Below are 25,338 nucleotides of genomic sequence, written 5' to 3'. Positions count from 1 at the left end.
TGTCTTCTTAAACCTAGTTCCATTGATTAGCACAATGTTGTCGTACATGGAGGCAAATGAACATGTCACATCCTATTCAAGGTGTTCCCATTTATTTTGACGGTTCAAAAATTGGATCCATTCAACGAAAATTTCTGTGGTTAGCGGCCATATGCTATGTTTTTGATCAAATGGATTTAGTTACATTCACAAATGTAGCGCCTGTTTTAATGAAATCCTGGCACTTAACTATGAGCCAAATCGCTCAAGTCAATTCTGCAAATTTATGGGGTATGTTTTTTGGAGCGATCTTTGGGGGCTGGCTTGCCGATAAAATTGGACGAAAAAAAGGACTGCTCATCTCTGTTGCGACCTTTTCCCTGGCTTCAATCTTTAACAGTTTTGCTACAAACTTACCGCATTTGATTGTATCCCGTTTTGTTACCGGATTTGGTGTCGTCGGTACGGTCGTTATCGCCATGGTCTATATTGCCGAGATGCTGCCCTCTGAAAACAGGGGACGCTATCAGGCGCTGACGATAGCCTGCGGTACTATCGGAGCCCCGCTTGGTACGATGTTTGCCAAGTGGGTTATTCCTTTGGGGCCGGAAACCTGGCGTTTTGTTTTTATATTAGGGGGCGGGACCATTATATTTGTATTTCTGGGTTTATTTTGGTTTAAAGAGTCTCCCCGCTGGCTGGTATCTAAAGGCCGTATCACCGAGGCGGAAAGACTTGTTGAACAGATAACCGGAAAAAAAGTCGATCTCAGTGAAGGAGCTAATCGCAAAGAGCAAAGAAGCAGTACCCTTGAAGCCATAAAAGTGATGTTAAGCAAGTCATATATTAAACGGACTCTTCTATTATTATTAATGGCTATTAGTATCACTTTAGGGGGATTTTTATTAGGCAGCTTCTATCCTGCTATGCTCCAAGAAAACGTAGGCTTATCGATAACAAGCGTTTTATTAATTATGACAATCGCCAATTGGGGGGTGCCGCTTGGCGATCTGACTGCTTCCTTTTTCTCCGATAAGGGTGGCCGTAAAATTCCAATCTGTGTATTTTCATTTATCAGCGCAGGATTGTTTCTAATTATCGGATATTTTCCTATTGCCTCTATTGTCGGATTCTTGATGCTGCTTCGAAGCGCTTTTGGTGGCGGCTCAATGTCCATGCTGTATACTTATTTAGCAGAATCTTATCCGACGCATGTCCGCAGTAATTCTGTCGGTATCGTATTTGGCGTCGCCAGAATCGTATCCGCTAATGCCGTGCTGATCGTACCGCCTGTACTCGCGGCATACGGCTGGCGCGGGGCTCATTGGTTAGCTGCTTTGGTATTGATCATCCCAGCCATAAGCGTTTTGATTTTTGGAGAAAAAACAAGCCAGAGAACATTGGAAGATATAAACGATGTAAATTGATATCAGAAAAATTCGATGATCGATTTTTATAAACCTATTGAATAAGTGTTAATTGATTATGCAAATCGGCTAAGTCGAAGACCCATGTTTATTATTCCACCCAAACTTAGCTGGTTTGCATTTTACCTAAAGACGATATACATATCTCTATTGTTTTTTTATGACAATTATTAAGAAAAGTAATTTTAATGAATGATAACAAAAACTATACTTTACTTTGTATTATAGATAAGCGATAAATTAGGCGTAAAGCAAGGCAGAAAATAAATATTGAGGTATTTATCTAAAATGCGATCAGAGGACATGAAAGAACGTGAAAAAAGGTGCTGCTGCAAACATTGCGGAGGCCCATTAGAAATACGTGTAATTATTTTCAACAAGTATGGCGGCGCGGGAGCCGAATTATTTTGTCCCAGTTGTGAAAAAATTGAATTTGGCACTGAGCCGGAAATCTATGAAGCAGCCAAAACTTTTGTAGATGAATTAGATTTTAATTATTTTCATGATTTAGAGGAAAATGATAGAACCTATAAGCTCAATATTTCCAAAGTGTGCGAGATCCTCAGTTGGGGATGCAAGAATTGGGGTATTTTAGATAAAAACGGTATGAAGATTTCTCTATCTCCGTATACAATGCAGGATATCCCAGACAGCAGCGAGGGCAAACCGTGAGACAACCAATATTTGAAGCGGCTCAATTAGGTTATAAAGCCGGGAATCATTACATCTTAAAAAATATTAATTGGACTGTCAACAAAGGCGAGCATTGGGTTGTATTCGGTCTGAACGGCAGCGGAAAAACCACGCTGCTCAGTATCATTGCCGGGTACGCTTTTCCTACTCATGGTGACTTAAAAGTGTTTGGCCAACCCTATAGGGACGACAGCATCCTGTTATTACGCAGAAAAATTGGCTGGGTCAGCTGTTCCTTTTTTGATAAGGTTTATTCCAAAGAATCTGCCCTGGAAATTATTTTGAGCGGTCTTTTCGGTACTATGGGATTGGATTACGATATTACAACTCAAGACATCAAAAGAGCCAAGACTCTTTTGAAGGAATTAAGATTACCCCATAAAATCAATCATCCTTATGATTTTCTATCAAAAGGGGAACAACAAATTGTCCTATTGGCAAGGTCTTTGATAGCTAATCCTCAAATTCTTATCCTGGATGAGCCGGGTACCGGCTTGGATGTTTTCAACCGTGAATATCTATTCAGCACTATACGTAATCTGGCCTTGGGAACCGATATGACGATTATATTGATTACCCACTACCCAGAGGAGATAATGAATATTTTTGAGCGCTGTCTGCTGTTAAAAAACGGTATCGTCTTTAATAAAGGCCTTACAACAGATATCTTTAATCGTGAATCACTTTCCAGCTTTTTGGATTACCCTGTTAATGTCCATCGGGAAAATGGACGAATCAATGTGTCCTTAAATGTTAATTCAAATATTTTAGAACTTTTGTTCAAATGAGTTACGGAAAAGGGGGAATTAATATATACTTGTTTTTATGGAATAATAAAATTATTCGCATTAATTTTTATTACTTCATAGCGTTTAATCGGTGATTCTATGGGGACACTCTTATCTTTAGGAGGATTATAATGCGAACTGAGCATTTGGAATATCTCATAGAAATTGCAAAAACAAAGTCCATATCACATGCCAGTAAACGCCTGTATGTATCCCATCAGGGTCTAAGCAGCGCGATTTCCTTATTGGAAAAAGAGCTGGATGTTGCTTTATTGAAGCGCACCTATAGTGGGGTCGAGCTTACAGAAGCTGGAGAAAAGTACGTACATTGGGCTACGAGGTTCCTTGATGAGCTGAAAGATTTAAGAAAAGAAACATCCGCAGTCAAGAAGTCATCATTAGAAAAACGTTTATGTACTGTAAATATTTATGCAGCACCTCTCTTTTTCCCCTATATCATTCCAAGAACAGTTTCAGAATTTAAGAGTACCAATCCTGATGTAAAGCTGTGTCTAAAAGAAATGGATTCGCTTGAAATTATCGAGCAATTATCTGAAGAATATGCCGACATTGGTTTGGTGTCTTTCATCAATAATAATATCAAGAATATTAAAGAAATATTGAAGAAAAAGAATCTTGTGTTGGAAAAATTATTTCTGACAAATGTCATGGTTGTGGCAGGAAAAAAATCACCGCTTGGTTCAAAGAAATCGATATCGATAAAAGAATTGCTTCAGTGTCAACTTGTCGTAAATAATCGTTTAAAAAGTCTAATAAATTACTTGGAAACGTATTCAGACCTTTATGGGGAACCCCAAATAACTCTCGAATCGGACAATTTTTTCACGAATACTAAGACTTCGGCCCAAGGACTAATGGTTAATTTAACTTCGGAATACAATTATAAAAAGAATCCTCAACACTTCCCGGATGATATTAGTTGTATTCCGATAAGTGATGATATTAAATATTATGTCGGTATTATTACAAACAAAAAAAAGGGAGCATCTCCTGCTTATAATGATTTCTTAAATATTTTAAAGACCCATTATTAGCACTTAGATATAAAAAATTTTTTGATCATATGATATAACAACAAGTTTCCACATGCCGTGAAGAAAACAACGTTTAGGTTTAATCGCATACAGCTCAAATTGTTTACAAATGCTAGTGATGTTACCACTGAGGCTATTAACAAATATAGGTTATAAGAAATGAGATACCCGATACAAGAATTGACGCTATCGTCATTGACAGGAGAGATTTAAAAATCCTTGTATTTAGGCTTGAAAACTGGACGTTTAATCCTAATCCAACCATAGCCGCTGCAAGCAGATAAGTGGCTATTACTGAAACGTTCTGAAGCACGTTTTGGGGAATAGGCAGATAGGTGCCAATTAAACTTGTTGCAATAAACCCTAATAGAAACCATGGCATTGGAACTTTGGTTTTATTCTTATTTCCCTTAATCCTTATGAATAAGGATAAGCCAAAGCAAAAAGGGATCAGTAAAAAGACTCTGCAAAGTTTCGCGAGTAATCCTACAGCTAAGGCACTATTTCCGGCAGGCGAAGCCGCCGCGGCTACATGGGCAATTTCATGCAGGCTCAGACCACTCCAAATAGCATATTGCTCCAGGCTTAACGGTAAATACGGCATAATAATCGAATACAAGATGGTGAAAATGGTCCCGATAAGTGCGATGATTCCGACACTGATCGCGGTATCTTTCTGATCTGCATCCAGAATAGGAGCAGCAGCGGCTATAGCCGCCGCCCCACATATACCGGTACCAATGCCCAGTAACAATGAGAGCTGCTTCTCGCCATGCAGTAAATATGAGATTATCATCGTGACCATAATTGCAATTACGATCGTCAAGCTTCCACGCAATAACAATCCTGCCCCTTGGTGAATAATGACATCCATATTGAGTTTAAAACCATACAAAATGATGGCGAAACGCAGTATGTGCTGGCTGGTGAACGTGATTCCTTTGCGTATTAGCTCCGGATATCCAATCACATTCCGATACACTACTGCAATAATAATCGAAATAATCATTGGTCCGATTTTTCCGATAACAGGAAGATTGGCTAAAAACGTGCCCAGCATGGATATCATTAATGTAAATAGAATCCCTAAAATATAATTCGCGTTATTCCCAAATGAACAGGACACTGTATTGTTTTTTATTTGTATGTTCATAATCCTACTCCTCAATCAATAATCTTAAGAATGAAAAAAAATCAAAAATATAGAACTCGAGTCATTTTTTCCTATTGTAAAACACCTTCAACACCATGTAAAATTCCAATTCTCAATTGAACACATAAAAATGAAATATGGATCGAATTTCTTAATCGAACGCATTAAATTCTTTAATAATAGAAATTCATAAGCCCCATAGAAAAAAACAGATGCTTCAATTCAAAAAAAGCATCTGTTTTTCTATATTTTCCTTATTCTATCAATGAAACGGCAGCGCGATATTCGGCAGAATCACCTTATACAGATACACAAAATCGGGATAATGCCAGGCGCAGAGTATCAGGAGCGCAAGCAAGATCGTACCCGGCACGACGAGCAGCGGGAAATAGCTTCCACCCGTTATCCAGGCACTGCGTATCCTCGCCGGCAGAAAAATCAGAGATAGGACAAGATAAACGGCGATTGGGATATAAAACGGCAACCCATAAACCATCAGGATGATGGCGATACCGAACAGTAAATTCCAACCATATTTTCGTTCTATCCAACAGGCAAGACCTAAGGCGTCCGGATTATCAGGAAACGCCGGCGCGGCTACTCCGGTCTGTAAAAGCCGCAGACAAACAAGCAAAAATGTGAGGAAGAAAGCGACAGCAACCGAAGGTATCGCTTGGATCATTGTGAGCATTGACAGATCATACGGCACCCACGGGGGAATGCTTACGGGTAAGCGCTGGATCAAAAGCGTCACGAAAATTGCCAGGGTGGCCATACGACTGACTAACGCCATCGCGCACCAAAAGAATGCTTTTCGTACCGACATTTTAGGAATATCATTGGCGAGTTCTCTATATTTCCAGCGAAATGACAGGAAGTTCTGAATACTGACAAAGATCAGCCATACGAGCCATAGGATAACCGCCACGCGCTCTGCTCTCACATTGGCGTTTCCTTTGTTGGTGCCATTTGATGCACCGTTATCCGCTAAGTAGTTTAATGATCCCCAGTCGCCGGATAAACCATCAGGCGTCAAAACAATCGGGGTGACTTCAGTGGTAATGTCCGGGCTGTTGATAAGGACCAAATGATAGGTTGAGAAACCGGCCAGAGTACCCGCTATCTTCTGCAAATAACCCGTGGTTTCAAGCGAATCCTCCAGACCCTTTGCCGTTGTCCAAGCGAATACGGAAGGATGCTTCGCCGCCAGGGCGATCAGTTCTTTAAACTGAGCTGGCTGAGGCAGTTTTGTTCCCGCTGCCATATTAGCTGGAAGTTCCAGCCAGACATTGACGCCAAGTTTATCTGCGGCATAGAGCCAGCTCTCATTTGGGAAAAAGCCCATGAAATAAACGGTGTTTTTTCCACTATTTTTTAACGACTGCAAATACGCATCGATTTTCCGTTCGTGACTTATTTGATATGCTTGTACTTGTGAGATGATTTCCCCATCTACCTGTATATCTTTTGAGTCTCTCATCCCAATCGGAAGTTGAACGGAATCAAATTCGCCTCGGTTATTCGTCAATTCCAGATTGATTTCATAGAGGAAAGGATCCTTGGCCGTCCAATAATGCCCATTCAGAACTGTAAACAGGAGTTTTGCTGTTTGTTCTTCCTTTCCGTTCGTATTTAACGGCAAGGTACATGCCGCAATCTTTTGTCCTTTTGAAAAAAGTTCCCCTCGCAGAGCCCACGGACCTTGTTCGAGTAAATCATGGTGACCGATCGTAACCGTGGCTGCCATTTGTTTTTTCATTGGATCATAGTTAATGGCGATTTGCGACACATCGATGGTTGTTTCACAGACTGCCTGCAAGTGAACCTTTCCGGTTATTTTTCCTTTCTCCGGCCACAGCCAACCGAAAGCCTTGCTGTAATCCATACTGCTTTTGGAAACCTTGATCAGAAGAATATTGGTATTGCTAAAGTCAAAACGCGAAGGAGAAAAATTCAGAGTATAAACGCCGCCATTCCCTTCTATCTTGCCGATAAAATGGACGTCGTCCATACCATTCAAGTAAATGTCGGCATTGCCATAAACCCCTTCAACCACAAGTTGGGCCGTCTTATAGCTCCACTTCCCTGTCACTGAGAACTTTTTCGCGATAACCTCTATGCCGCTATTCGAGGGAATAATGACATTATCCGTTTTACTCGCCGGTAAAAAGTGCAAATGTGCCTCCTGGGCCCGGTTCTCGCTGTTCCATGCTTCTCTTAGTGACGAATAGCTGTTCCATTTTCCGCTAAAGTCTTGAGCCATCCTGTAGGGAGTCGTGACCGGGGTATCACTAAATAGTGCTGTTCCTGGAACACTGTCCCAATACAGAGTTAAGATGAGAATTGATAATATTAAAAGTGCAATAAAAATGCCCGTTATTCTTTTGAACATAGAACTCCTCAAAATCAGTATTAATCTGCTCCTCATTATATTACAATTTTAGGTGTTACATGGTACTGAGCGGGGGGTCTGCCAATCATTATCTTATTTCGAGAACGAAATAGAAAAAACCTTCCAAAATAAGATAACCGGAAATATATTCCGGTTATTTTAATTAGTCCAACCGATCTCAATGTGTTCACTCTCAGGCTTATGTTCACATTATCTCGCGATTGAATACCTCAGGTTTAGTTCAATCTTAGATTTTCCTTTTGACATGCAGGGCACGTGCCGTAAAATACCAGGTTATGGGTATGAATATCAAAGCCGGTATTATCCGTAACCATTTTATCCATATCGATCAGGTTACTGTGAAAATCAACAACCTTACCACAGCTGGTACACATCACATGATAATGGTTATTCGGGTTGCCGTCAAAACGACTGGACATATCCCCGCACGGGAGTTCCAGAAGATACCCATGGTCCTTCAACATATTTAAGGTGTTGTAGATCGTTCCGAGACTGACACCGGGAAATCTGAGCTTGACCTGTTTATATATTTCCTCTGCGGTCGGATGCGTATCTGTTGCCAGCAAATATTCCAATATAGCCTGTCTTTGGGGAGTAAAGCGTATTCCTTTGTCTTTTAACCCTTTCAGAATCTCAACAGCATTCACAACGCTCAGTTCCTTTCCTTTCTAAAATAAGAGGACTATTGCATAATCAAAAATTAAATTAACAATTATTACTTAGAATTATTTTAATTATATAATGCGCTCTGGTTAGCGTCAATGCGTTGGAATACAATATTTGTCCATAACAAAAAGAAAGAGTACATCACAAGGTACTCTTTCTTATGTTTTGACACTATTTAATTACTCTTCGATAATCGCGCCGGATGGACAAGCATCTACGCAAGCGCCGCATTCTGCGCATGTATCGGCATCAATGACATATTTTCCATCGCCTTCGCTGATAGCGCCTACTGCACATTCATCAACGCAGCTGCTGCAGCTGGTGCAATCGTCTGTAATAACGTATGCCATAATCCCAACCCCCTTTTCTCTTTACACAAGCAACTATATCAAAGTGCAGAAAAAAAGGCAAGTATATTTTTGGACAAAGTTTTGATAATGAAAATTATTTAATCAATCTCTATTTATGGCCTATACGGCACTTTATATAACCGGCGCATACAATAGGAACAATAGGGCAGCATGCGGTTGCTTACATGGTTACGGCGAAATAATACTTTGGAAATATCATCGTGTTCATGGCCACAGGCTCGGCATTTTTCAATCATTGGATCCATCTCCTATGTGTTATTGTGAACAAGGGAAAAATCATGTTTAGATTTTACGATGTACTATTCCATAGTATAGACGAATAATATAGAATTTAAACATCCATTTGGGATTTAATCGGAAGTATATCCGGTATCCGCCGGGTGAACCCCGTGAGTGTTCTGACTCCTGCCGATTCCAGCTGCTTCGCTGCTTCAAATAAATCACGGCCAACGTTCCCGAACTCGTGGGCATCGGAGCCCAGTGTAAAGGCTATATCCATTTGCTTAATTGTTTCTATCAGGTTAAAATCCGGATAAAATTCATTGACCGCTTTATATCTGCCGTTGGTATTGACTTCCACCACCAGTCCGTTCTGCTTTATCACTTCCAAGGCCGGTTTGGCTAAAATCCGAACATCGGTATACGGCCGTATTCCAAAAAGCTTGACCAGATCGATGTGTCCGATGATATCAAATAAGCCGCTGCGTGCCGCTTTTTCGATGAGAGAAAAGTAATCTGTATAGAGTTGATCCGGGTTACGACGACGGTGTTCTTCTTCTTCTTCCGGGTAATCAAAAAGCCAGCCCTTGATTTCATGAACAGACCCGATAATATAATCAAAATCATACTGGTCAATCATCCTGCGAATGGACTCCTCATTTTCTTCCCGGTAGTCAACTTCCAGTCCGACCCGTACTTCTAATTCAGGATATTCCAATGCGGTTTCCCGAATAAGGTCAAAATTCAGTTCATGCCAATAATAATCATGATCAGCAAATCCAATCCGTGTTAGCTTTTTGCGTAAAGCTTCGCCTAAGAAACTCCGGATGTTATCTCTGTTTGCTTCGCGGTCGCGATGTCCAAGCAAATGTACATGTAAATCAAGCATACGGTTACCCTCTTTTATATCATTTCATAAATCGATGGCCTATGTTTCTCTATTATTGGTTTTCAGGGCGTCCGGCATAGAGTACATAGGGATGATCGTGATATTCCTCTGTGGCATATTGCGTATTACTGTCCTTAAGAATATCCCAAAAGTTACCGGTTATACGAACATCCGTCCTGCCGGTAACTGTTCCATTCATAATCCGCAGGGCATGAGGAGCTGATAAAGAAAATGTTCCGGTTACCGGATTTTGAGTATGCAATCCCAGCACTGACAAGATGATGATACCGTCGTCGATAGTCCCAATCAGTTCTTCCCATTTTTCCTCTCTGCTATGACCGATCCGAATTCCGGCTGCACCTTGAGGAATGGCTGTTGGCGCTGCATTCCATCGCCCGGCATCTTTGAGATTCAGATACGGAGATTTTATTTTTCCTGCGCTTAACAGCGTCGTGCGCATCGCCGGAATTCCTTCGCCGGTCATCCTATAACTGGCCCATTTGTCCGGTTGAAGCGGATCAATGTCCAGCGTCAGTCCCGTATCCCCAATGACTGCTTCCGTGACGAAATCGTTTACAGCAAACCGACTTTGGCCTTCTAAAACGTTTTCCCCCCGAAAATTTGGCAGGACATATTGTTCAATCATCTGGAAGACGACAGAAGGAGTCAGTATGATGATTGTATTCCGGGAGACGGGACAGCCATCTGTTTGGAGCTGATTATACGTGATGACCGAGTTATCCCATAGGGATCGCCATTCCGCACCGCTGATGAGCCGTCTTCGAGCAAAGCTTTCCCCAACAATACTGTCGAAAGACCAGGATACGGCAAAGCGGCTATCGTGATACGCTGCATTAAGTCCGGTTGATGTCCAAATTCGATGATTTCCCAGCATGGCCATGATATGGCCGTTGCTCATTGCTTGTCGCGGGCGCTCGTCTAAGATTTTACGCTGATATTCAAATAAAGTCTCTCTATTCGATATTGTAACTTCCTCGACAGCCGCATCAATCACTTTGACTTCCGGCAGTGCTTGCGGTGCAGGGATCGGCGCTCGATACGGATCAGAAAATGCTGCCGCCCGCCAATTGACTAATTCGGCCGCCCAATGATCCGCCCAATGATCCGCCCTGCCCGGCGGGGGATTTTGCACAACAGCTTTGCTGCACTTTTCGTCTTCCCAGACCAGAAACAGCTCTGCCTTTTCCATTAATTTAGCCGCCGGGGGAGAGTACACGCTGCCGGCAGCGTTATTTTTGATCCCCAGCGAAATCATCTCCGTCCGCATAAGATAGACACGCCAATCTTTGAGGCGTGTGGGGATCGCGGATTTTCCAGTCTGCGCTTTTTTCAGCATATCCGTAATCTGATCCATCAGTGTTTCATCAGACTTATTTTCCATCATCTTTACCCCCAAGCTTGACATTAGGATGACTATCCAGCAGGATATAGCCATTTCCGCCTCCGCTGGAAGGAACCCCTTGCCCGGATTTGCCGCAAGTACCGATAGCATGATAGTGTTCATCCCCGATGGCGGATCGAACCGATTCCAGAACGGATAATATCTTCCCGCTGAATATCCCCGGGTTATAAACACCGAGATCCGGGTCGGCCAAATTAACAGCTCCGTCGCATTGGAAAACAAAATCGCCGGTTTTAATATTGACCTGGCCGCCCCGATACCCCAGAAGCAAATAATGGTGGTCCTTGGCCAGCGTGTTATTATCCATGAGTGTCTGGCGCAGGTTGCGTATTTCTTCTGGAAGATGGGTACTGGGAGGCAAAGGCATTTTATTTGATACCATCAGTCGAATATTTGTCATTCTGGGCAAAGAAACAGAACCATAGTATTCGGAGCGGCCAGCTCCGGTAACTGGAATACCCGCTTTTTGAGCAGAGAAAATATCGCCAAGGCCTTGGGCCAGGATGCCTTTTTTGACTATTTCAACTGTCTCGCGCCGTATCCCGTTGGCAGAATAAGGCTGATACGCCCAATCCTCGGGGAGAGGACCATCAATAATGCCAACAGCGGGATTAGAAATTGGCAGCCCTATCTTTAGTTTGCCGTCGCTGCTTAAGACAGACTCCTCCACCAAGTCCGATTCGACAGCATGTCCAAACGCTTCGTGGGCTAATCCCTTCGCCAGCGCGTGATCAATGACTAATGGATAACTGCCGAACGGTATGGCGGAAGATAACGCTACCCGATAGATAAAGTTGGCTTTATCCACGGCTTTATGGTACAGAGCGCTGTCGGTTTTCTCCGCCAGAAGAACGCCGGCATCCACACCGCTCCTATTCACCGCAAAACTCTGGGCTTTATCTCCTTCTTTTACCGTACCATGATGCGATAGTACCGCCCGGGGAACAAAAAAGGAAACCAACGTTCCGTCTGTGCGACCGATACACCAAAATTCCTCGATCAAGCGGAAGCTTGTCTGCCATGATAGTGTTCCCTGCTCCGGTCTCTGAGCCATAAGGTTATTATGAATCGATGCGGTCATCATTTGAAGGTCTTCCGGTGTAAAGGAATCAAAGGGATGCTCAGCCGAATTGGCGACAGCGTCTCTTACTTTTACAGCGTCAAATATGGCTGTGTTCAGATCGCAGCCCGATTTCTCATTGACTTCAGCTAATCTAAACGCATCCCACGCGGTTCTCTCCGCATGGTGGTCATCAATAAAATTGACCGAAGCAAAACCGCAGGCCCCTTTTCGCGTAAATGCCTGAACGCCAATCCCGCTCTCATCGGCGATGGATAGGTTCTGCAAACTGCCATTGTTAAATCTAACTGACCTTTCTCTGAGCGATTGCGCCCGAACGATGAGATAACCCCCCGGAACTTGGGCAACCGTCTTTTCCACAATGGCTCTGATACTTTCCGGATTCAAGCATTTCCCTCCCCTGCTGTCACAAAACAACGATTCACCTTCCCGTTATCCGTCTAGTACCTTGTAAACTCTAAAACTGCTATATAATTGCGAGCAGATTTCTTGTAAGACAAGGCGGAGGATTGAGGCATACCAAGCGTATGGCGATTGACGACAACGCAGTATTACAAGAAATCTGCCGCAAGGATATACAGGAATTAGGGTTTACATGGTACTAATCGCGATAACTTTTTGGGAAGCACCGTAATCATCTTATCTCAATTTTAGCATTTTTCTCAAAAAGCACCAAATCGTTTGTCCGAGAAAAGCAGATTTTTGCATACTTTATTGATAAACGGGGCACACTGGAAATAGTCTCACGTTTTCCAATTTATCCCCACTCCTCTCTTTTTCGAAGGGGGACAGGGGGAGGTTTATCGTGTCTTCGTAAGAGGACAGACGAAATATCCCCCTGCCTCCTTCTCTTTTTGCATGAAAGCCCCGGTAAGCCAATAGAATAGACTGATTACAGATTTGCAAGGAGCTGTCTGATGGTCTTATCTATTTTATTGACAATTGCCGGGCTTACTTTATTATTATTCGGTTTGAAAATTCTTCGGGATGGTTTAGAGAAGTACTCCGGTTCTTACTTTAATTTGCTTCTGCAAAAACTAACGGCAACAACCATCAATAGTTTTGCCACCGGCATCGCCGCCACCGGTCTGCTTCAATCGAGCACAGCGTTTACTGTTATGGTTTTATCGTTTGTGGATGCAGGCGTGATCGGTTTTGAAAATGCTCTGGGTTTAATACTGGGAAGTAATATCGGAAGTACGATTACACCGCAGTTATTATCTCTTCCTGTCAAGGATATGGCCGTATGGCTGCTTCCTGCAGGACTAGCGGGCTTTTGGGTAGTCAAAACAAGAACGAAGTATATTTTTTATGCGCTTGCCGGAATCGGGATCATGTTCACCTCTCTTAATCTCTTGGAATCCGCTATGATTCCGCTTACAGATACAGCTTTAGTCCAAAGTTGGCTGCTTCACCTCAATACGAACTACCTGCAGAGTGTGGCAGCCGGGATGATTCTTTCAGCGTCATTGCACTCCTCAAGCGCGGCAACCGGTGTTGTGATGGTCTTAACGGAAAAAGGCTGGCTTAATATGCCAACCTCCTTAGCTTTCATTCTCGGCGCCAATATCGGGACCTGTGTAACGGCTTTGGTGGTATCCGTTTTCACCTCCCCATCGGCGCAGCGTGTCGCGCTTTTTCATGTATTGGTTAATGTTTTCGGTGTCCTTGTATTCTTCCCGCTGTTAAACCCACTGGCGGGGATACTCTACTTCATCGGGGGTTCTCTAAGCCGTCAGATTGCTAATGCTCATACCATCTATAATATTCTCTCTTCCCTGATGCTCTTGCCTCTCCTGCCCTATGCCAGCCGAATCTTGAAAAAGATCAGGCCTTGACTGTCATGCATGATGATTATTACCTTGATTCGTGTTATTCCCGTTATTCCCGTCCCAACGCAGCTTGGCAACCTGCAAAATGCCTCTGTCTCTGAAAATCTCTATCTTCTGAGACGGTTCATCGATTTTTACCAATTCTTTCCCAACAAATATTTTAATGTTGGAATAACATAATTCGATAGTGATATGACTCTTCTTTCCTGCCCGGATGGTTGTTGCGCTCATATTCGATGCGCCAAGCTCCCAGATATAGAGATCACCTGAGCAGCTTATTTCACCGCCTCGACAGACACCATGAATTTTCACAGATCCTTCTATTTTCAAAATGGAGTTATAAACCCCTTTATGGCAGAAAAAATCACCGGCGCAGCTCACTTCTGAATTTTGGATATAGCTGACATCGCAGACGACGCTGGTTGGTGTTGATATTCCTTTCTGCTCCATAAAATAATCGATGATCCGTAATGCATTTTTTAAGTACGTCGCATCCTTAAGCTGGAGCGGCCCGAGGCCTACCAGAAAATGCTTCAGGGTGCGTATAGCTAAATCAAGATCGTTAGAAACAAAGTCCGGTTCCTGAACACTTAAGAGTCTTTCCGTATCTTCAGCCTTTTTCGGCAGAGTCTGAAAGTTCTTTTCCAAAATAAGTTTGAAGATCTGACCTGCATTTGTATTGCCCGAAGCCATCTGCAGCTGCTCAAGCTGTGCCAAGCATAACCCAAGTTCCTCATGAACCTCTTGCAGTGATTTGATAAATTCCGAACGGCAAACGTGTTTTTCACCGACAACGATCTTGCTGGCGATGATATTATTTTTCACAACTAATCCTGTATCTGCTTTGATTTCGGCCCCCGAGACCGAACCCATAATCTTAACCATACCGTGTTTTGAATGGATATAATGGTTGTCAGTTACATTTCCTCCGAGGAAGACGTCACCGGGAAATTCGATACTGCCGGTACTAAGGTCAACATCCTTATTCAGGACATAGATATTTTCAATGGAATAGGTATTGGTGTTCGATCTGATCGGAGTCCCCGAGCAGGATGCTCTTACTTCTTGCGCCGGCGTCAAATAAACATTTCTTTTCAGATTAAGTTTAAAATCCTTTATTTTATCAACCGGAATGGGCTTTCCGAAAATGTCGGTACCCGGAACTCCTTCTTTTCCCGGGATCTTTTGCGCCAGCAATTCATCTTTTTCACATATACGGATTTTGCAAGCAAAATAATCGATTTTTGCTTCATTGCTATCCTCGTTGGAGGACAACGGTTCACCGACGTAATCGATGATTTCAGGCTGGACAGTCGGAACAGGCGGCGTGGCTTCGGCAATAATAATTTCTCCTTGATTCTCAACTAACTGCAACTCGTTCCAAACGTTCGGTCTGATTCCGTGTATAATCCCTTTGGCTGCTATGTCTTTCATCAAATCGTTTTCAGTTTTTGCTACTTTCTCATTGCCGGGAAGCGATCCGGTCGTATCGATGATATGGTTTGCCAGAATAATTACCGGTTCATTCTTGATATCTTCACTCAAAACAGTGTGGCCAGTATTTTCTCGCCAAACACGCGCAACTGCTTTACGCCCGTCTGTATCCGCAATAATATCCCAAACCATCATTACTTTCCCTGTGGAAGGCAGAAATTCAATCGCATCTCCCGGTTGGACCGGTGATTCCGAGGTGATTTCTTTTCCGTTAATAAGCAGTTTTCCGGCTTGTGGATAAGGGACGATCTTCTCAACAGACGTGCCCGGTTGAATTCGATAGGTTGTATTTTCCAAAATAACGAGGGTCTTATCCGGCAGTCCTGTCCGATTCACCTCGTCAGCCTGAGTAATATCAGACTGATCCCCATTTTCCTGAGTATTTTCACAAACTTCTTCCTGCTCCGTACTCTGAACACCCGCTTCGGGCAATACGACCTTGACTTTAAAACTCCGGTTAAATAAGCCTGGCTTTTCGATTACTTCCAGCACAAGCGCTTCGGGAGTACACGCCCACTCTAGAGAAACCATTTCTCTTATTTCTTCGAGAGATTTTCCAGATACGATTTTTTCTTTCATCGTTTCCCATCCCCTAAATTATTTGGAATTTGTTTTATGTAAATATAATGATACTTACTATATCGTCCGTTAACTCGAAAAGATACACTGAAATATGTTTGAATTAATGCTAAAAATATCAATAATATCATATCATGTCGATTCCTAATTCACCATACCACTTTATGAAATCAGGTGTAAAAATATCGCAAAATTCTGTGATTAAAACAATGAGGCCGTTGCCACACTGTGAACCGCTCCCCGTCAAGTAGACAATTAAAAAAATAAAACTCTGCTGCCAGTAGGTATAACCTGCTGGCAGTTTTATGCTGCTTGTAAATAACTTTCGTGTTTCTCCAAAGGTGTTAATACACCAAGATTCCTCTGTAATCGTTTGTTGTTATAGTAATCGATATATTCCTCAATCATTTCTACTACAGAGTCTCTGCTGGTAAATCTTTTTCCGTAATAGCGTTCTCGTTTAATAATCCCCCAAAAGCCTTCCATTGGGCCATTATCAATACATTTGGCTATTCTTGACATACTTTGGGTCATTCCAGCTGCTTCAAGCTTCGCATGAAATGCTCTGTTCGTATATTGGAATCCCCTGTCACTATGAAAGATTGGATGTGCGTCCGGATTAGCTTCAATGGCAGCATCAAATGTATCGAATACCAGCGCGTTATTATTAGAATCACGTATAATATATGAAACTATTCGTCTATCGTATAAATCTAATATTGCACTAAGATATAGTTTGTGCTTTATTATTCCAACGTAATACTTGAATTCTGTTACATCTGTAAGCCATTTTTCATTTGGAGCTCCAGAGGTGAATTCTCTATTTAGTATGTTTTCTGCTATATACTGTGGATTGGCTGCCTGTCGTGTACACCCATTGTTTGAATACTTAATGGTGGATTTTATATCTAACTTACGACAAATGCGTAAAACTCGCTTGTCATTCGCTTTTATATTATGATACCGCTCAAGATCATCCTTGATTCTTCTATACCCTTTATCTGGGCTTTCCTCATGAATTCTTTCAATCTCATCAGCGATACGAAGATTTTCTGCTTCGCTTTCAGGTATTTCTCTATGCAGCCACTTATAATATGCTGCTCGTGATACCTTTCCAAACTTACATAGGGTGCTGATCGGATAATTATGTTCTTGGTTTTCTTCTTTTATAGCCTGATATATAAATTCATGGCGAACCAGGCTTAGTCCCGCCTCCTCTCTATCCCCTCGAGTTTTTTTAAGAAAGATGCCTCCATTTCGGCCTGTTCTTTTTCTGCTCTTAAAATCTTATTTTCAGCTCTCAGCTTTTCTAATTCACTCATCTTATCCTGAGACTTTCGCTTCCCCCGATTGTCTCTTAATGCTTCAACCCCATAGACTTCATATTTAACAGTATAGTTACGCACCTGCTGATAGGATACTTGATGTTTTTCAGATGTTTCTGCGTAATTATGATCATGTGCAATGCAATACCGCACGATTTCAACGCGTTCATCGAAAGTGGTTTTTCTTCCTTTGGTCATGATGGTACTTCCTCCTGTTCCAGAAGACCTTAGTTCTTCATGACCATTATACTGTTTTATCCAGCGTTGTAACTTACCTTTTGATCGAATTCCATACTTTTTACAAATATCAGTTTGAGAGCCCAAACCAGCTAAATAATCTTCAACAGCTTGTATCTTAAGTACTTTTGTGTATTTTTTAGTTCCTTTCATTAAGAAAACATCGGCTCCCATGGACTCATAATTAAAAATCCATTGTTGAACAGATGCTAAACTTACATTAAGATCACGGGCAATCTGATTTTGGCTAGTTTTTCCATCTAGATACCGTAATACAGCAGTTAACTTCTCGTTGCCAGATATCTTTCTCTTTGACATAAAATATACTCCCCTCTAAGCAACAAGTTTTTATTATTTCACTTGTCTACCTAGAAGGGAGCATATCAATGAGCTAAAGCACATAGGCAACGACCTCATTTATTCCATTCCACTATTGGACTGTAATAATATAATCGATATGATTTATCTGGTCCGTTTGACCAACATCATCGGTTGATTCCGAATCCGGGCTGGTATTTTCGGCATTACCGGGCTTGCTTGGATCCGTTGGATCCGTTGGTTCCGTTGGTTCTGTTTGGTCTGTCGGATTTGTTGGATCGCTTGTATCCTCATCGGCAGAGTCCGGGTTATCCGGATCTGCAGCAGGGAGTTGATCTGTATCTTCATCTTTTGTATCGGTTTGTTCATGACCCGGTGATGCGGTCCCGTTAGGATCGCTGGAACTTCCGGGAACCGTGATATTCGCTTTGATATCCGGATCCAACAAATCAATCACTGTTCCGTCGATGGTCATATCGGTGGTGATCCCGAGAAGCAAGTTCTTTGCTATCTGTTTGGCATGATCCCGGTTCACTTCCCAAAAGCTGATACCATTAAGATATAAACCGTAGCCTGGAAGCGTCTGCGTCACCATGTTGGAGCTGTCAAAATTAGCTGCGGCTTTTGATAGCCTGAGGATATCCGCTAAGCTCAGATCCGTCTCTACTGCTTCTTTCAATTGCGGAATGAGTGCTGTCAGCTTCGTCAGCGTTGATGGCTGCAGCACCTCTTTGGCGACAGCGGTCAATACTTTCTGCTGGCGCGCCGTCCGTCCGATATCCGCGGTATTATCACCGCGGTATCGGGCATACTGCAGCGCTTGGGTTCCACTGAGATGCTGATCCCCTTTTTTCAAATTGATAACACCGTCAACCTTGTCTCCGGTTTCTTTATACATATCCATCTCAACATAAAGATCGATTCCGCCGAGGGTATCGATAATATTTTTAAAACCATCAAAATTGGTCAGAACATAGCCGTCCAGTTCGATCCCTGTCAATTCGGTTACTTGATTCTTCAGTTCATCAAGCCCTTCATACATAACAACGGAATTGATCTTCAGATACTTCGATCCGTTGAGTTCAATTCGCGTATCTCTCGGGATCGATAATAAAGAGATTATCTTTGTGTTCGGATCGACACTGGCAACCATCAGCGTATCGGTATTATACGTTGTATCACCAGGCCGTTTGTCAGCTCCGATCAAGAGAAAACTTACCCTGTTACTCAGCTGTGCGGTCGAAGTTACATTGCCTCCGCTGCTGTCGCCGGTGGTGTTGTCCGGCTTGAAATAGGCGTAACCAAAAGCGGCCGTGCCAATCAATATCCCTGCCAGCAAAATAGCGAAGACGATCAATGCTTTTTTCTTTTTCTTTCTCTTTTTACCGTTCGGATCTTTTGGCAGATTATTATTCGTTGTCACTTCCATTGGTTTATGACTCCACTCCATTATGCTTTACATCGTACCTATTCCCCTCGCGAATAACCACTGTTCCGCTTTTTCCCGGCATAACACGTCCGATCACTGCCGCCGGGCTCTCGTTTTCGTCTTGAAAAGCTGCCAACAGCGCCGTTAATTTCTCTGGCGGCACCGCCAACAGCAAACCACCCGAGGTCTGCGCATCACCAAGAATAAGCTTCCAGTCCAGGCTGCAGAATACCTCCAGGTTATTTTCCAGATAAATCAAATTCGAAAGTGTTCCTCCGGGAATCGTGCCATTATTTAAGCAATCCCAAGCCGCCCTCAGTACCGGAATATCGCTGCAGTATAGTTCAGCGTGACACCCGCTGGCCTGCATCATCTCATGCAGATGTCCCAATAACCCAAAGCCAGTGATGTCCGTACAGGCATTGACTCCAATACGAACAGCGATCTCCGAGGCCTTCCGGTTAAGCTTGGCCATGACGTGTATGGCTTCGGACTCATCTGCCGATGATACGATGCCACTTTTTATGGCTGTGGTAATGATGCCAAGGCCCAGTGGTTTTGTCAGAACAAGCACGTCATCAGCCTGCGCACCGGAATTCGTAAGAATTGAGCGGGGATGAACAATACCGGTAACTGATAAACCGTATTTGGGTTCAGGATCATCAATAGAATGTCCGCCGATAATCACTGCACCTGCTTCGCTGATTTTATCCTGTCCCCCTCTTAGTATTTCCGTCAAGATACTCTTTTCAAGCGTGTCAATCGGAAAAGAGACGAGATTTAATGCTGTGATCGGACGCGCCCCCATAGCATAGATATCGCTTAAAGCATTCGCTGCCGCAATTTGCCCGAATGCATAGGGATCATCAACGATCGGTGTAAAAAAGTCGACGGTCTGAACGATTGCCTGACTGTCATTAAGTCGATAAACACCCGCATCATCTGACGTTTCAATTCCAACTAATAAATCCGGATTATGATGTTCCGTTGATATATGACACAAAACTTGTGCCAGGTCACTGGGACCTATTTTACACCCTCAGCCGGATTTACTTGAATATTGCGTCAAACGGATCTTCTCGCCGGTCATTGCTTTCACCCCTTACTATCGCTTATCCAAAAGCAATTATATCAAGAACAATCGACAGCTTCAACGAATTAACACGGTAATTCCAAAATTTCCCGACTTTCTCTCAAAGCAGGCTGACTCTGAACCACCGATTATAGGTCAATGGCATGCATTCGTTCGGAAATAATTGTATAATCTTCGGGCAGAAGCGTCCGTGGGTCTAAAATCAGCCAATCCTTGGCGATACGGGCAAGAATAGGGATGTCCGCCTGTCGCATAAATTTTTCCAAACTGTCGACAGGTCTGGACTTAGGCTTAACGGCACAAACGACAGAGAACAGGGCTGCCGTTGGGAAGGCTCCTCCCCCAATACAGGATTCGTCTTCTTGTACTCGGACTTCCAAATCGGAAATATCTGATAATAAAGCAGCGAGTCTATGCGCATCCCGCGCAAGTTCTTCCCGGGTTCGGGAGATCATATTCCAAACCGGAATTTTTTCGATTTGTCCTTTTTGATATAGGCGAAGGGTTCCTATCAGCGCTGCGATTACCAGTTTGTCCACGCGCAATGCCCTGGTCAGCTGATTTTTCTTCAGTTTTTCGATGAGCTCCTTTTTACCAAGAATGATCCCCGCTTGCGGCCCGCCGAGTAACTTGTCGCCACTGAAACAGAGAAGTGAAACACCGGATTTAACGGTTTCCTGAATTGTCGGCTCCGCCGGAAGTCCATAGTCAGTCCCAGCAAAAAAACTCCCGCTCCCTAAGTCTTCAACCACCGGTATCCCTAACTCATCGCCCAGACCAACAAGTTCTGCGGTGCTGACGGCATGATGAAATCCCTCAATTCGGAAATTGCTGGGATGAACCTTCAGCATCATGGCGGTTTCCGCGCTGATTGCCTCTCGGTAATCATGCAGCCACGTTTTATTCGTTGTTCCTACCTCAATCAGTCTCGCGCCGCCGGCTTTAAGAACTTCCGGTATGCGGAATGACCCGCCGATTTCAACTAATTCCCCGCGCGAGACGATGACTTCTTTCTGATCCGCAAAGGTATTCATAATCAAAAGTACCGCCGCGGCATTATTATTGACAACTAACGACGCCTCAGCACCCGTTAGTTCCGTGAGTATATCGTCGACATGATGATAGCGTGATCCTCTGCTTCCGGTCTCAATGTCCAGTTCCAGATTACTGTAGCAGGTGGCCTGTTCAGCAACAAACGCCGCTGCCTCGGGCGCAAGCAATGCCCTGCCGCAATTCGTATGTAAAATGACCCCGGTGGCATTGATCACCCTTTTTAAACTGCCGGAACCTTTCAACTCCTTGAATATCTCTCTTTTCAGCCAATACGTGAGGTCCAGCACAATATCCTCCGCCGGCTCCAATTCCTGTTCCAGCATCTGATTTCGCGCCTTTTCCAACACCCGTCTTACTGCCCAGGTCATGGCCGGCAAATCGTATTCTTTCGCTCCCTCGCTCTGAGCTATTTCTGCAACAAGCTCGTTTACAGACGGCAGAAGTCGCAGCAGGGAATTTCTATTATTCGACAAATTAAACACCCCATACTCATATATTTATATTAATATGCTTAATTTCTTAGATCTAAGACAAAAACTTTTCTTTTCGCCTCTGTGATTTTTTAGGATTTCGACAAGCTTTTTGACTTATACTTTTTATACTTTGTTAAACATGCTAAGAAAAATATTGGTGATATGTGGGGGTACTATCATGCCGTCCTCGAAGGTTTATGATTTTAACGCGTACAAATTACGAACGAAATCCAAAACAGACCACACGCTAAGAGTGTGCATCATTTGCGGTTGTAAGCATGACCTCGGATGCTTTCGAAAGAAACATGTTTGTCTGGACTGCATGAATGATATCCGTAAACTTTATGAGGAAGGATACTTTACTCAGGCCGGTACGTGAAAAAAGGAAAGACAAATCAGAAAAAGCGTGACGATCTGGTATACAAAAAGGAGCTACTCAGCTCCTTTTTTGTTGTTTGTCAAGCCGTTTTAAGACTTTGACGGCTTCCTCTTCAATGATCAATTCCCCATGTTCTTTTAGAAAGGTATCCGTCGTCATTACAGACTCACCATATTCGTCCAAGATCGCTTCCGCAAGTTTCTTCTTCCGTGGATTTCCTATATTCCCGATCGTCAGATAATATTCACCGCTATAGGCATAGAGTGACGACTTAATTTGGATCATCCCCGGCAGAAAACTGACAGCGGATACAACATCTTCAAATTCAGCGAATACATAGACCCAATCCCGTTCTGCAGTAAACTTCGGCGAGGGCTGCGTCTTTTTCTTTTCCCCGATTGAAGTTTGAATGATATGATTTATATCCGAATCAAGCTGTTCTTCTTGCTTGATCACGGTAATAACAAATTCGTCTTCAGAGGCAAGGGTCGCTTGAATCCAAAACGGCTGATCTAAATTAAAATCGACCTCATCCTTGGCTTTCGATATCAATTCCCAAAAGAACTGTTCGGTTCGTGCGGAACGTTGAAAGAAATCCGAAAGGGATATATTGCGGTCTGCAAGCTCGGTAAAGGAGATAAAAACGCGAATTGTATTATCATTGACCTTGAGTATACGCATATATTTTCATCTCTCCTTTCCTGAAAAAAAATTGTAAACTACTCCTAATTGTATTATACCACAGAAAGTCAATAATTATTTCCATATAATGCCACATGTGTTATGATATTATATGCTATTTTGAGCTTGTCGGGTTAATACGGTGCATTTGACTGCATCTCTTTTCTGGGAGAGATAAGTGACTTCAATCAAATCATGTTTCTGCAGCTGTGCGGCGGTTGCGGGATCAACTTTAACCGTCAGCCTTTCTTCCCCGGTAATCACGACAAGGGTATAGCCCTTGAAATCATTATCCGTTTTTATACTTTCGATCACACCGCGGGCAACACTGGGTTTATGGAACCAGTCACTGTAGTTCAAAACAAACATATGCGCATAAACTATAATGATCATAACCAAAAATAGTATTTTTAAAACCTGCATAAATCGGGTTAAATAGGATTTCTCCGAAAAAACCCTTATCACCAGTTGCAAACAACGGCTTCCCAAAAGGATCCCTATAAGAAAAAGCCAGCTCAGAGCCGGCCAACTCATTTTTAACAGATATACGTAGTATTCGCTAAGCATCCTTAATTCCATATGCCAATTTCCATATACTATAACTAAAAATCATTTTGTTGTCAAGCTAAAGTCTGCAAGCTCATGAGTTCTTCTTTTTCCAGGATTCGCTCCGGAGACAGCTGGATAATGATCCTGCCGGGAAGGTTAACGATACCCTCAATAAAGGCAGCTGAAATCAAGGGCGGCGGCGGTACAATATCATCCAGCCAAATAACTTCTTTGATTTGATCAACACCCAAAGCGACAACATCATCGTTGATCTTCATAATAATCGCAAAATCGCTTTTTTCTTGAGCGTTCAGTCCGAACCGCATATTCAGATCCAAAAGCGGGATAGCATGACCGCGAATATCGATCAGACCCCGCACATAGTTCACAGACTTAGGAACGGGAAAGATCTGTTCAATCTGGGTAATCTCCTGTACAGCGTCGATGGGGATCCCATATTCTTCATCCCCCAGTGTAAATATAACGGATTGAGTACGCATGCTATTTACCTCATTTTTTTGATTACCAACTTTATAATTTGCCGATGTCATTGGCAGCCTTCTCCAAAATTGAATTATACGTCTGAACGACCCTCTGATTAGCCGAATAGGAACGTGTCACCTGAACCATTTTGACCATTTGCGCATTAATATCCACGTTGGATTCTTCTATAAAACCCTGACGAATTTCGATATTCTGAGCATCCGCATCCACTGGCGCCGTGTTGCTGTCATACAAGCTGGTTAAGCCCTCACGCTGTAGATTGTCGGCCGGGATATTCACGATCTTCAGTCGATCGATAACCTGTCGGTTATCCTTGCCAACGATGGTTCCATCCAGACCGATTATAAAATCATCAGGCAGAGGTCCAATCGGACCATTCTGGCCGATAACTAAATTGCCACCTGCTGTCCGCAGCATTCCGGACGGATCGATTTGAAAGTGACCGTTACGGGTATATTTATCGCCGTCCAGTGTCTCGACCACAAAATACCCCTCACCATTTATGGCCATATCGGTATTATTTCCTGTTTCCCTGATCAGACCAGGTTCGGTCCGATAGACAGTTTTATCCGAATAGACACCAGTTCCCATTATTCCCAGCGGAACATTTTCAGAAGGCTCAGCACTGGATTTGGACGGTGTGATCCGGCTCACAAACAATTGCGGAAACGCGACGGCATGCTCGCTTTCTTCAAGATAGCCCGGGCTATTTACATTTTCTATATTTCGCTCGATAGCATCACTTTGTTGATTATTAAGAACCATACCGGATGCCGCTGTATATAATCCTCGTAGCAGATTAATCCACCCCCTCCGCTATTTATTCAGATACTGCCTGTTTAAGAAGAGTTAAATGCTGAGTTATCATGGATGAAAGCGCATTATATTGCAATTGGTTTTCTACCATCCGCGTCATTTCCGTGTCGATATCGACATTGTTGCCGTCATTGCGATACGTCGTATGATTATCCTGAACAACATAATTATCAGTAAGGTGCTTATTGATCGTAATCGGAATATGTCCTGGCTCTGTACCTACTGTTGTCACCGTTGATTCGGAGTCATTCAATGCTGCCTGGAGATACGCATCAAATTGAAGATCGGACCTCTTATAATCCGGTGTGTCATTATTGGCAATGTTATTCGCCAAGACACGCTGTCTTAAACTTGTCCCATCCAACCCTCTTTCCATTAGTTTAAATAACGGTGAATCCAACCAACCGGCCATCTTATGT

General features: G+C 43.0%; 24 protein-coding genes. 6 read left to right on the top strand and 18 right to left on the bottom strand.

Annotated elements, in window-relative coordinates:
* Positions 1-62: 62 nt before the first annotated feature.
* The 4 genes from LPY66_RS06105 (at position 63) to LPY66_RS06090 (ending at position 3,942) form a co-directional block, all read left to right on the top strand.
* Positions 63-1,406: an MFS transporter gene (locus LPY66_RS06105; protein ID WP_337987206.1), complete on the top strand. Its 1,344-nt coding sequence runs from the start codon at positions 63-65 to the stop codon at positions 1,404-1,406.
* A gap of 303 nt (positions 1,407-1,709) precedes the next feature.
* Positions 1,710-2,078, top strand: coding sequence for a hypothetical protein (locus LPY66_RS06100; RefSeq protein WP_337987205.1), 369 nt, complete (start codon positions 1,710-1,712; stop codon positions 2,076-2,078).
* Complete coding sequence (locus LPY66_RS06095) at positions 2,075-2,887, top strand: ABC transporter ATP-binding protein (RefSeq protein ID WP_337987204.1); 813 nt, start codon at positions 2,075-2,077, stop codon at positions 2,885-2,887. The genes LPY66_RS06100 and LPY66_RS06095 overlap by 4 nt, the downstream gene beginning before the upstream one ends.
* Before the next feature lie 131 nt (positions 2,888-3,018).
* Positions 3,019-3,942 (top strand): LysR family transcriptional regulator, encoded by a 924-nt coding sequence (locus LPY66_RS06090; protein WP_337987203.1) that lies wholly within the window; start codon positions 3,019-3,021, stop codon positions 3,940-3,942.
* Positions 3,943-4,078: 136 nt separating this feature from the next.
* Here the strand turns inward: LPY66_RS06090 and LPY66_RS06085 are convergent, their stop codons facing one another.
* The 7 genes from LPY66_RS06085 to LPY66_RS06055 form a co-directional block, all read right to left on the bottom strand.
* A complete protein-coding gene (locus LPY66_RS06085; RefSeq protein ID WP_337987202.1) occupies positions 4,079-5,095 on the bottom strand; it encodes a YeiH family protein in 1,017 nt (338 codons plus the stop codon).
* Positions 5,096-5,357: 262 nt separating this feature from the next.
* Positions 5,358-7,487: a beta-galactosidase gene (locus LPY66_RS06080; RefSeq protein ID WP_337987201.1), complete on the bottom strand. Its 2,130-nt coding sequence runs from the start codon at positions 7,485-7,487 to the stop codon at positions 5,358-5,360.
* Positions 7,488-7,723: 236 nt separating this feature from the next.
* Positions 7,724-8,155 carry a Fur family transcriptional regulator gene (locus LPY66_RS06075; protein WP_337987200.1) on the bottom strand — a complete coding sequence of 144 codons (432 nt, stop codon included), beginning with the start codon at positions 8,153-8,155 and terminating at the stop codon, positions 7,724-7,726.
* Positions 8,156-8,353: 198 nt separating this feature from the next.
* Positions 8,354-8,524 (bottom strand): DUF362 domain-containing protein, encoded by a 171-nt coding sequence (locus LPY66_RS06070; RefSeq protein WP_337987199.1) that lies wholly within the window; start codon positions 8,522-8,524, stop codon positions 8,354-8,356.
* A 352-nt stretch (positions 8,525-8,876) separates the two neighbouring features.
* Positions 8,877-9,653, bottom strand: a complete 777-nt coding sequence (locus LPY66_RS06065; RefSeq protein WP_337987198.1) for a histidinol-phosphatase — start codon at positions 9,651-9,653, stop codon at positions 8,877-8,879.
* Positions 9,654-9,705: 52 nt separating this feature from the next.
* Positions 9,706-11,079, bottom strand: coding sequence for a metallopeptidase TldD-related protein (locus LPY66_RS06060; RefSeq protein ID WP_337987197.1), 1,374 nt, complete (start codon positions 11,077-11,079; stop codon positions 9,706-9,708).
* Positions 11,045-12,544 (bottom strand): TldD/PmbA family protein, encoded by a 1,500-nt coding sequence (locus LPY66_RS06055; protein ID WP_337987196.1) that lies wholly within the window; start codon positions 12,542-12,544, stop codon positions 11,045-11,047. The genes LPY66_RS06060 and LPY66_RS06055 overlap by 35 nt, the downstream gene beginning before the upstream one ends.
* 530 nt (positions 12,545-13,074) lie before the next feature.
* Between LPY66_RS06055 and LPY66_RS06050 the strand changes: the two genes are divergently transcribed.
* On the top strand, positions 13,075-13,995 hold the full coding sequence (locus LPY66_RS06050; RefSeq protein ID WP_337987195.1) for a Na/Pi cotransporter family protein: 921 nt from the start codon (positions 13,075-13,077) through the stop codon (positions 13,993-13,995).
* A gap of 3 nt (positions 13,996-13,998) precedes the next feature.
* Here LPY66_RS06050 and LPY66_RS06045 read toward each other — a convergent pair whose 3' ends face one another.
* From LPY66_RS06045 to selA, 6 genes are all read right to left on the bottom strand, one after another.
* Positions 13,999-16,062: a FapA family protein gene (locus tag LPY66_RS06045; protein ID WP_337987194.1), complete on the bottom strand. Its 2,064-nt coding sequence runs from the start codon at positions 16,060-16,062 to the stop codon at positions 13,999-14,001.
* A gap of 303 nt (positions 16,063-16,365) precedes the next feature.
* Positions 16,366-17,244 (bottom strand): IS3 family transposase, encoded by an 879-nt coding sequence (locus LPY66_RS06040; protein ID WP_337988035.1) that lies wholly within the window; start codon positions 17,242-17,244, stop codon positions 16,366-16,368.
* Positions 17,245-17,264: 20 nt separating this feature from the next.
* Positions 17,265-17,942 (bottom strand): helix-turn-helix domain-containing protein, encoded by a 678-nt coding sequence (locus tag LPY66_RS06035; protein ID WP_337984414.1) that lies wholly within the window; start codon positions 17,940-17,942, stop codon positions 17,265-17,267.
* Positions 17,943-18,054: 112 nt separating this feature from the next.
* Positions 18,055-19,371, bottom strand: a complete 1,317-nt coding sequence (locus LPY66_RS06030; RefSeq protein ID WP_337987193.1) for an LCP family protein — start codon at positions 19,369-19,371, stop codon at positions 18,055-18,057.
* 4 nt (positions 19,372-19,375) lie between these two features.
* A complete protein-coding gene (gene selD, locus LPY66_RS06025; RefSeq protein WP_337987192.1) occupies positions 19,376-20,461 on the bottom strand; it encodes a selenide, water dikinase SelD in 1,086 nt (361 codons plus the stop codon).
* 131 nt (positions 20,462-20,592) lie between these two features.
* Positions 20,593-21,990, bottom strand: a complete 1,398-nt coding sequence (gene selA, locus LPY66_RS06020) for an L-seryl-tRNA(Sec) selenium transferase (RefSeq protein WP_337987191.1) — start codon at positions 21,988-21,990, stop codon at positions 20,593-20,595.
* Positions 21,991-22,168: 178 nt separating this feature from the next.
* On the opposite strand from selA, the gene LPY66_RS06015 reads away from it, so the two are divergent.
* Positions 22,169-22,369: a hypothetical protein gene (locus LPY66_RS06015; RefSeq protein ID WP_337987190.1), complete on the top strand. Its 201-nt coding sequence runs from the start codon at positions 22,169-22,171 to the stop codon at positions 22,367-22,369.
* 57 nt (positions 22,370-22,426) lie between these two features.
* On the opposite strand, the gene LPY66_RS06010 is transcribed toward LPY66_RS06015, so the two are convergent.
* The 5 genes from LPY66_RS06010 to flgB form a co-directional block, all read right to left on the bottom strand.
* On the bottom strand, positions 22,427-23,050 hold the full coding sequence (locus LPY66_RS06010; protein WP_337987189.1) for an adaptor protein MecA: 624 nt from the start codon (positions 23,048-23,050) through the stop codon (positions 22,427-22,429).
* Positions 23,051-23,158: 108 nt separating this feature from the next.
* Positions 23,159-23,524: a hypothetical protein gene (locus LPY66_RS06005; protein WP_337987188.1), complete on the bottom strand. Its 366-nt coding sequence runs from the start codon at positions 23,522-23,524 to the stop codon at positions 23,159-23,161.
* Positions 23,525-23,670: 146 nt separating this feature from the next.
* On the bottom strand, positions 23,671-24,099 hold the full coding sequence (locus LPY66_RS06000; RefSeq protein ID WP_337987187.1) for a chemotaxis protein CheW: 429 nt from the start codon (positions 24,097-24,099) through the stop codon (positions 23,671-23,673).
* Between the two features lie 31 nt (positions 24,100-24,130).
* Positions 24,131-24,901 (bottom strand): flagellar hook-basal body protein, encoded by a 771-nt coding sequence (locus tag LPY66_RS05995; protein WP_337988034.1) that lies wholly within the window; start codon positions 24,899-24,901, stop codon positions 24,131-24,133.
* A 22-nt stretch (positions 24,902-24,923) separates the two neighbouring features.
* Entirely contained in the window at positions 24,924-25,331 is a 408-nt protein-coding gene (gene flgB / locus LPY66_RS05990) for a flagellar basal body rod protein FlgB (protein WP_337987186.1), read from the bottom strand.
* Positions 25,332-25,338: the final 7 nt, after the last annotated feature.

The sequence above is a fragment of the Dehalobacter sp. DCM genome (genome assembly GCF_024972775.1).
Taxonomy (GTDB): Bacteria; Bacillota; Desulfitobacteriia; order Desulfitobacteriales; family Syntrophobotulaceae; genus Dehalobacter.
Note: the sequence above shows the minus strand (reverse complement) of the source record. Positions and strands in the feature narration are given on the sequence as shown.